Annotated in this window: 8 protein-coding genes; 7 read left to right on the top strand and 1 reads right to left on the bottom strand. The window is 56.8% G+C overall.

Annotated elements, in window-relative coordinates; genetic code table 11:
* A partial coding sequence (locus WBF74_RS00300) for a hypothetical protein (protein WP_424433677.1) occupies positions 1-190 on the bottom strand: 190 nt, incomplete at its 3' end.
* Here WBF74_RS00300 and WBF74_RS00295 point away from each other — a divergent pair.
* From WBF74_RS00295 to WBF74_RS00265, 7 genes are all read left to right on the top strand, one after another.
* A complete protein-coding gene (locus WBF74_RS00295; protein WP_424433675.1) occupies positions 179-979 on the top strand; it encodes a lipopolysaccharide biosynthesis protein in 801 nt (266 codons plus the stop codon). The two genes, WBF74_RS00300 and WBF74_RS00295, sit on opposite strands and share 12 nt — an antisense overlap.
* An 85-nt stretch (positions 980-1,064) precedes the next feature.
* Positions 1,065-2,468, top strand: coding sequence for a hypothetical protein (locus WBF74_RS00290; protein WP_424433673.1), 1,404 nt, complete (start codon positions 1,065-1,067; stop codon positions 2,466-2,468).
* 69 nt (positions 2,469-2,537) lie between these two features.
* Positions 2,538-3,380 (top strand): FkbM family methyltransferase, encoded by an 843-nt coding sequence (locus tag WBF74_RS00285; RefSeq protein WP_424433671.1) that lies wholly within the window; start codon positions 2,538-2,540, stop codon positions 3,378-3,380.
* A gap of 2 nt (positions 3,381-3,382) precedes the next feature.
* Positions 3,383-4,564: a glycosyltransferase family 4 protein gene (locus WBF74_RS00280; RefSeq protein WP_424433669.1), complete on the top strand. Its 1,182-nt coding sequence runs from the start codon at positions 3,383-3,385 to the stop codon at positions 4,562-4,564.
* Positions 4,536-5,210: a sugar transferase gene (locus tag WBF74_RS00275; protein ID WP_424433667.1), complete on the top strand. Its 675-nt coding sequence runs from the start codon at positions 4,536-4,538 to the stop codon at positions 5,208-5,210. The genes WBF74_RS00280 and WBF74_RS00275 overlap by 29 nt, the downstream gene beginning before the upstream one ends.
* A gap of 8 nt (positions 5,211-5,218) precedes the next feature.
* A complete protein-coding gene (locus WBF74_RS00270; RefSeq protein ID WP_424433665.1) occupies positions 5,219-6,046 on the top strand; it encodes an aldolase/citrate lyase family protein in 828 nt (275 codons plus the stop codon).
* Positions 6,043-7,020: a D-2-hydroxyacid dehydrogenase gene (locus tag WBF74_RS00265; protein ID WP_424433663.1), complete on the top strand. Its 978-nt coding sequence runs from the start codon at positions 6,043-6,045 to the stop codon at positions 7,018-7,020. Before WBF74_RS00270 ends, WBF74_RS00265 begins: the two co-directional genes overlap by 4 nt.
* Positions 7,021-7,159 lie beyond the last annotated feature (139 nt).

The following is a 7,159-nucleotide window of genomic DNA, read 5'->3' as shown; positions in this document are numbered from 1 at the left end:
CGCCCTTTTGCTCATCCCGCTTGTGGCAATAAGCAATCTCCGAGGCGCGATGATGCGGGGGCTCGGCTATGTGGTATCCGGCCAGCTTCCTGAATTTGCCCTGCGCCCGGGCGTGTTCTCCATTCTTCTCCTTATCGGGATTCTCGTTGCGCCGGAACATGCCGACCCGGCAAATGCCATGCTGCTGCACCTTGTGGCGGCGCTGCTTGCTTTCATGATCGGCATTGCTCTCTTTTTCAGGGTTCTGCCGAAAGAAGCGCGGGTGACGGCGCCTGAATATGCGGATCGGCGGTGGATCACGGCCATCGTGCCTTTTTCGATTATCGCTGGCATCCAGATCGTGAATTCGCAAGCCGCTATTTCCGTTCTCGGCTTCTATGGACTTGATACCGAGGCCGGCCTGTTCAGGCTTGCGCAGCAGATTTCCCTGATCGCCGTCTTTCCCATTACCGCCTTGTCTTTGGTGGTTGCACCGCTCTTTGCGAAGGCGCATGCGCAGGGAGAGAAAGAGTGGCTGCAGGAATTGATGCAGGTCTGCACCACCGTCATTTTCGCTTTCGGGCTGCTCTTCTTTGTCGTCTCGGTCTTGCTCGCGGAACCGCTGATCCGACTGGTCTTCGGAGAGGATTTTGAGGGATCATATACGCCGCTGATCATTCTGTTGATCGGACAATTATTCAATTGCTTCACAGGGGCGCTTTATCCGCTGCTCAAAATGATCGGTGAAGAGAAGGCCTTTGCCTGGGTGGCGGGGATAGGGGCGGCCATCAATGTTGTGTTCGCGATGGGACTGGCCACTCCCTACGGCGCGAATGGTGTGGCGGTTGCTACCGCTGCGTCGTTGACCTTCGTCAGCATTGTGCTTGGCGTTTACTCTCTCAGGGCGCTGAACATAAATCCATTTCCAACAAAGAAGGGCTGGCGAAACACATGGCGTTCTGCAAAAGAGCTGATGGTTGCGCGCCTGAACAAGGAGTGACGGGCTGTCTTCACGGGTAAAAGGGGGCATGCGATGACCCGAAAAAAGGTTACCAGGCATCTTTATATGATCGAGAGGAAGTAACATGGCGGTTTCCGCTTCAACACGGCGCAAGGTGCGGACGGTGCTTTCCAACGTGCCGTGGTTGTTCAATCTGGCGCGCGGTTCTGTCCGTTTCGGTCGCGAGAGCATTGCGCTGGGGAAGCTCACCTATGGGCACCTCGCTTCTGCGATCAGTGGCTCATCCGAATGGCAATCCGTTCTGCCGGTGCAGCGGCCTTCGAAGGTAAGTGTCCAGGGTGCTGATATTATTGCCTGGTGCAGGTCGCAGGATCTGGCGCAGGGGCATGATGCCTGGTATCTCTCGCCCTCCCAATGGGAGGCCTCGCCTCTGGGCTTTTTTCGCTCCCGCTACCCGTCAAACGCCGGCATAAAGGTCGCGAAGAATGAGGCAGGCGTTGAGGGTGCTTATATGGTGGCGAGCGCCGGTCGTGCCATGGCGCAGAAGCGGGCTCATAACCACCTTCATCAAAGCGTCGCGTGGAATTTTTTCCACCTGAATGGCGTTGCGCCGCGACTCTACGACCTGCTCGAAATTAATGGCCGCACGGCAGCCTATGTGGTGGAGCATCTGGAGGCGGAACCGCTTCACCCCGGTGATTGTCAAGAGATGGTCGGCCGTTTGAAGGGGCTGGTAGAGAAAGGGCGCGCCGAGTTTGTCTCGTCCTATGGATGGGAAAATGCAGATTTCCAAGAGCCGGATTGCAACGGCAATCTGATACGCAGCGGGGATCGGCTTGCCTATGTTGATATTCACAATTTTGCCTTGCGTAACTATGACAAGACTCTGAGAGAGGTCGCACTGGCGGCTTCTTCGGCAAGCCATTTCGGCGGGCAGAGCGGCGTTCTGGGCGGCAAGTTCCTCTATCAGGAAGTGCCCGGGGTGAAGCTGCCTGCAAAACGCTCGCCGTCCTCGCGCATGCGGACCTACGACAAGCTGCTGGCGGAAGCCGGAATCTCGCTTGAAGGGAAGGTCATGTTCGATATCGGGTGCAATCTCGGCCTGATGGGAGCGGAATATCTGCGCCGGGGTGCGCACTGGGTTCATGGTTGGGATATGCCCTATGCAATTGATGGGGCCTATTCCACGTTGATGTCCATCGGTTGCACGCGCTTCTCGCAGACTGCCGGTCCCTTCGGCCCGGAAACGCGTCTTTTTGAACAGCTTCCAGAGCATCTCAAGGCGACACGCCCGGAGGACGGGATCGTGAGCTATCTCGCGATCCGTGGCCATGTGAACTGGCTTCCGGGTCTTCGTGAGCTTCCGTGGCGGTACATGATCTATGAGGGCCACCAGAACGACGAGGAACTGTCGGTCTATCTGGATCAGCTCCAGCAGCTCGTCCCAGTCCGGCTGGTGACGTCCGGCTCGGTATCGGACGCGCTCTCCGCGTCCCGTGACTCGGCAATTATTGAAAGGCTGGCTTGAGCCAGCGAGGACATTCCCTTTGGGAATTTCAATTTGACTTTGATCTTCGTTCGGAAAGGCGACAATTAGATGCAGACGAGAGATATTCTGGTCGATCTGAGGAAAATCGGGATCGATCAAACATTCACTTTCTCGCTTCACCCGAGCGATGAGGGTCTGTCGATTGATCTTGAGCGCAACGGTTTCCGCGAACCGCTGAACTCCTACTTCTATTACAAGTCCATTGAGCCGAGCGACGTGGTTCTCGATATCGGTGCCAACCTTGGCTACTTCACGATGCTCAGCCACAAGGCAAAACGCATCATCTGTGTGGAGCCGCTCGAGGAAGGCATCGAGATCGTACGGCAGAATGCGCGACTGAACGGGATTGAAGAAAAATGCGAGTTCGTCAATTGCGCGGTGGGTCCGCAGGATGGAGAAGTTTTCTTCAATGTTTCGGCGAAGCTGAACCTTTCTTCTGTCAGCAAGGACGGCTCAGGCCGCCGCGTGCAGATGAGGGCGCTTTCCAATATTTGCCCGGAATATGGCGCGAATGTTCTCAGGATGGATGTGCAGGGTTATGAGTATGACATTCTGATGAACAACACGCCCGATCACGTCACCAAGATCAGTATCGAAATTCATCCTCAGATCATGGGTGATGAGCGTACCGCAGAACTGATTCGCTATCTTGGGAGTATCGGTTTCCGGGCGCGGTACTTCATCGACGACCTTCCCAATCGCATTTACGAGTATCACGGGCTTCTCCGCGCGACGGGGCTGAAGAGGCTCTTCTGCGGTGTGCGTGAGAATATTTCGATGGAAGAAGTGGCTGCGACCTATCAGCGTCGCCTCAGCCCGGTCGGTAAGCTTTACGCCTATCTCAATCCGAAATTCCGTCGGCGCGTGTTCTATCTACTTTGCGAGCGTTGAAAATGGACATGGCGCCGGACGCGAAAACGCATGTCGTTTTCATAGTTCCTACCATTAGATCCTTCTCCTCCAAGCGCGTCGATCTGGCCGATACGCTAGTTGCCGCTGGTTGCCGGATTACCGTTTTGGTACCAGCCGGCGACATGGAGGAATTTGCCTGGGTGTTTGATGAAATCCGCTATCCCTATGAGGTGGTGGAGCTTGATCGGGGCGGGCTCAATCCGCTGCGCAACCTGACCGCGTTGAAGACGCTCTATCTTGCGCTTCGTCGTCTCAAGCCGGATGTGGTTTTCAACTATGCAGTGAAGCCGACGACATTCGGGTCGATAGCGGCGCGCCTTGCCGGGGTGCCGCGTGTTGTTTCGATGGTGACGGGAGCGGGCTATCTCTTCGCGCGGGAATCGAGCTTCAGGCAGAAGATTCTGCGGACGCTTGTGCTTCCCCTTTACCTGACTGCAGGCCGCATCAATGCACGGATGATCTTTCAGAATCCGGATGATCGGGATCTTTTCCTCGAATACCGAATTGTCCCCTCTCCCGAAAGGGCAGTGCTGGTCAATGGCTCGGGGGTCGATATTGATGATTTTGCCTATCGGCCTGCACCCCCATCAGACACGGTGCGGTTCATCATGATTTCCCGCCTGATTACCGAAAAGGGCATAGCCGAATATGCCCGGGCCGCTGACTATCTGCACAAGAAATATCCGGGCAAGGTGGAGTGTCTCCATCTCGGCGGGGTTGATCCGCACTCCCAGAACAAGATCGAAGATCTCTCGCCCTTTGCAGCACAGGGCGTCAATTTTCTGGGGTTCCAGACCGATGTTTCGAAATGGCTTTCCGAGAGCCATGTTTTTGTGCTGCCGTCCTATTACCCGGAAGGCATACCGAGAAGTGGCCTCGAGGCGCTTGCTATCGGGCGAGCGGTGGTCTCCACTAATTCACCGGGTTGTCGTGAGCTGGTGGGCAATGGGCGAAACGGATTCATCGTGCCGCCCCGCAACTGGCAGGAGCTCGCCGACGCGATGGAGAAATTCCTGATCGAGCCGGAGCTTGTGAACTCTATGGGGGCTGTTTCCCGGGAGATTGCTCTTGAGCGGTTTGATATCAGGAAGGTGAATGCTGTCATGAAGAAGGCAATCCTCGGCGAAAGCGAGGGTGATCTCCTTCCTTCGGAGAAGGGTTGAAGTCGTGAAGCGCGCCTTTGACATGGCTGTATCTGCAGTGTTGCTGCTGCTGCTCGCGCCGGTTCTGTTGCTCATCGCTGTGCTGATCCGTCTCGACAGTCCGGGCCGCGTCTTCTTTCTTCAGCGCCGGGTGGGGCAAGGGCGGTCCGAATTCCGCATCGTCAAGTTCCGCACCATGGTGGAGCGTGACCCGGATGCGATCGACCAGCATGCGGAAGTGGTGGTGAGCGGTGGCGTCGATCCGCGCATCACGCGTGTTGGCCGGTTTCTGCGCGCGACCTCGCTGGATGAGCTGCCGCAGCTCTGGAATATCCTTCGCGGTGATATGTCGATTGTGGGGCCGCGTCCTGTCATCCCCGAGCAGCTTGTGGCCGTTCCTCAGGAATATATGTGCCGCTTCGATGTGCGGCCCGGACTGACCGGTCTTGCTCAGGTGCGCGGACGACGCAGCCTTGGATGGCTAGAGCAGCTCGCGGCCGATGCCGAATATGTGCGCGACCACAGCTTCATCTATGACCTGAAGCTCATGCTTCTCACGGTCTATGTAGTGCTCACCGCCAAGGGCGTCTATGGCGAGGAAGGTCAGAACTGGCGCGCTTATCGCGATGAGATTCAGGCCCGGCAGAAGCAAGCCGGGGATGAATAGGTTCCATCATGTCCTTCCATACTCTCTTCATCACCGCAGATCCCGAGATAGCACTTCACGCTGAAGCGTCGGGGGTGGATACAATCTTCATTGACATGGAGACACGCGGAAAGGCGGAGCGGCAGGGGCATCTCGACACGCATCAGGCGGCGCATACGCTGGAGCATGTTGCGCGGATTTCGCCTCTCTTGACCAGGGCGGAACTGCTTGTACGCCTCAACCCTCTTTGGGAAGGAACGGGAGACGAGATTGCAGGCGCGGCTGCGGCTGGCGCAAAGCGGCTGATGCTGCCCATGTTTCGGGGGCCCAAGGAGGTTGCCTCCTTCAAGGAACTGGTAGGTGGTCGGCTTCCGGTGACATTGCTCGTTGAAACAGGGGCTGCGCTTATGCGGCTTAGCGCAATCCTTCCACTTCTCGAAAAGGGAGACCGGATCCATTTCGGTCTGAACGATCTTGCTCTCGATCTGAAGCTTGGCTTTTTGTTCGAGGTGCTGGCGGGCCGCCTCCTTGACGTTCCTTCCAGGTTTTGCAGAGAGGCGGGTGTGCCCTTTGGCATCGGCGGTGTTGGCCGCATCGGGCAGGGCACACTGCCTGCAGAGTGGATCATCGGAGAGCATGTCCGGCTTGGTTCTGAAAGCGTGATCCTCTCGCGTTCATTTCACAATGGAGCGCAGTCCCTCGCGGAACTTACCCGGCAAATTGACCTCCCAGCGGAAGTTACATCGCTGCGGCAATGCCATAATGCGTTTTTGCGTGCCTCTGCGGCCGAGCTTCTGGATAATCAAATGCGACTTGCAAAAAAGGCGATCGAAATCGGGGAGGCCGCATCATCATGAGTGGTCGCTCGCTCGATAAGATTCTGTTCTTGCAGAAGAGCGATCTGCTCGAGGAGCAGAAGCCGCAGGTGCTGGAGCATATCGGTCGTGCTTTGCCGGATGCCTCAATCTCGTTCGCAGGCAAGCCGGAGGAGGTGCCTTTCCTTTCCTTCGATTCGATCATCGCTCCGACGCTGCCGTGGTTGCCGGACGCTCTTGCGCGGACCCAACAGTATCGTTGGGTGCATTTCCTTTCAGCCGGGGTAGAGCGGATATGGGACATGCCTGTGGACTGGTCGGATATTACGCTCACCAAAAGCAGCGGCATTCATGGCCCGCAGATGAGCGAATATGTGATCGGGGCAATGCTCTATTTCGCGAAAGGGTTTGATCGCTTCGTCGAGCAAAGCCGGGAGGCTCTGTGGTCGCGTTTCTGGCTTTCTGAACTCACCGGCCAGGCAGTGATGATCCTCGGTGCGGGGCATATCGGGGAATGGATCATACGGCGGTGCAAGTCATTCGATATGCAGGTTACCGCTGTCACAAGAAGCGGTCGCCCGGTCCCGGGTGCCGATGCGAGTACGTCTCTCGCAGAAGCGTCCCGGGCGCTCGGGGAAATGGATTATCTTGTCGTCTGTCTGCCCTTCACAGAGGAAACCGCCGCTCTGGTTGACGAGACTTTTCTTTCGGCTCTCAAGCCCGGTGCGGTGCTGATCGATATTTCCCGAGGCGGAATTGTCGAGAGCGGGGCGGTTCTCGATGCTCTGGATGCGGGCCGTTTGCGCGGGGCCGCGCTTGATGTCTTTGAAGAGGAGCCCGTCCCGGACACTTCCCGATTGTGGCGACGGCGAGATGTGCTGTTGACGCCCCATGTCTCCGGGACATCACCCCATTATCTTTCGCGGGCACTTGACGTTTTTTTGGTTAACGCACGCAACTGGGTTTCTGGTGTTGCAGAGCTGCCGAGCTCTGTAAATAAATGTCTTAAATACTGAGGCACACCTTACGGAGTTTCTCCAAAGGGGTGATATTCTTTGTGTCGGCAGTAGCTCTTATACTTCCTCCTTCCTGAGGGGGTAGCCTGCTTGGCCGGTGCTGGGTACGTCTGGTCCGGGAGACATAATCCAGAAAGTG

Source organism: Parvibaculum sp., from assembly GCF_049672805.1.
Taxonomy (GTDB): Bacteria; Pseudomonadota; Alphaproteobacteria; order Parvibaculales; family Parvibaculaceae; genus Parvibaculum.
Note: the sequence above shows the minus strand (reverse complement) of the source record. Positions and strands in the feature narration are given on the sequence as shown.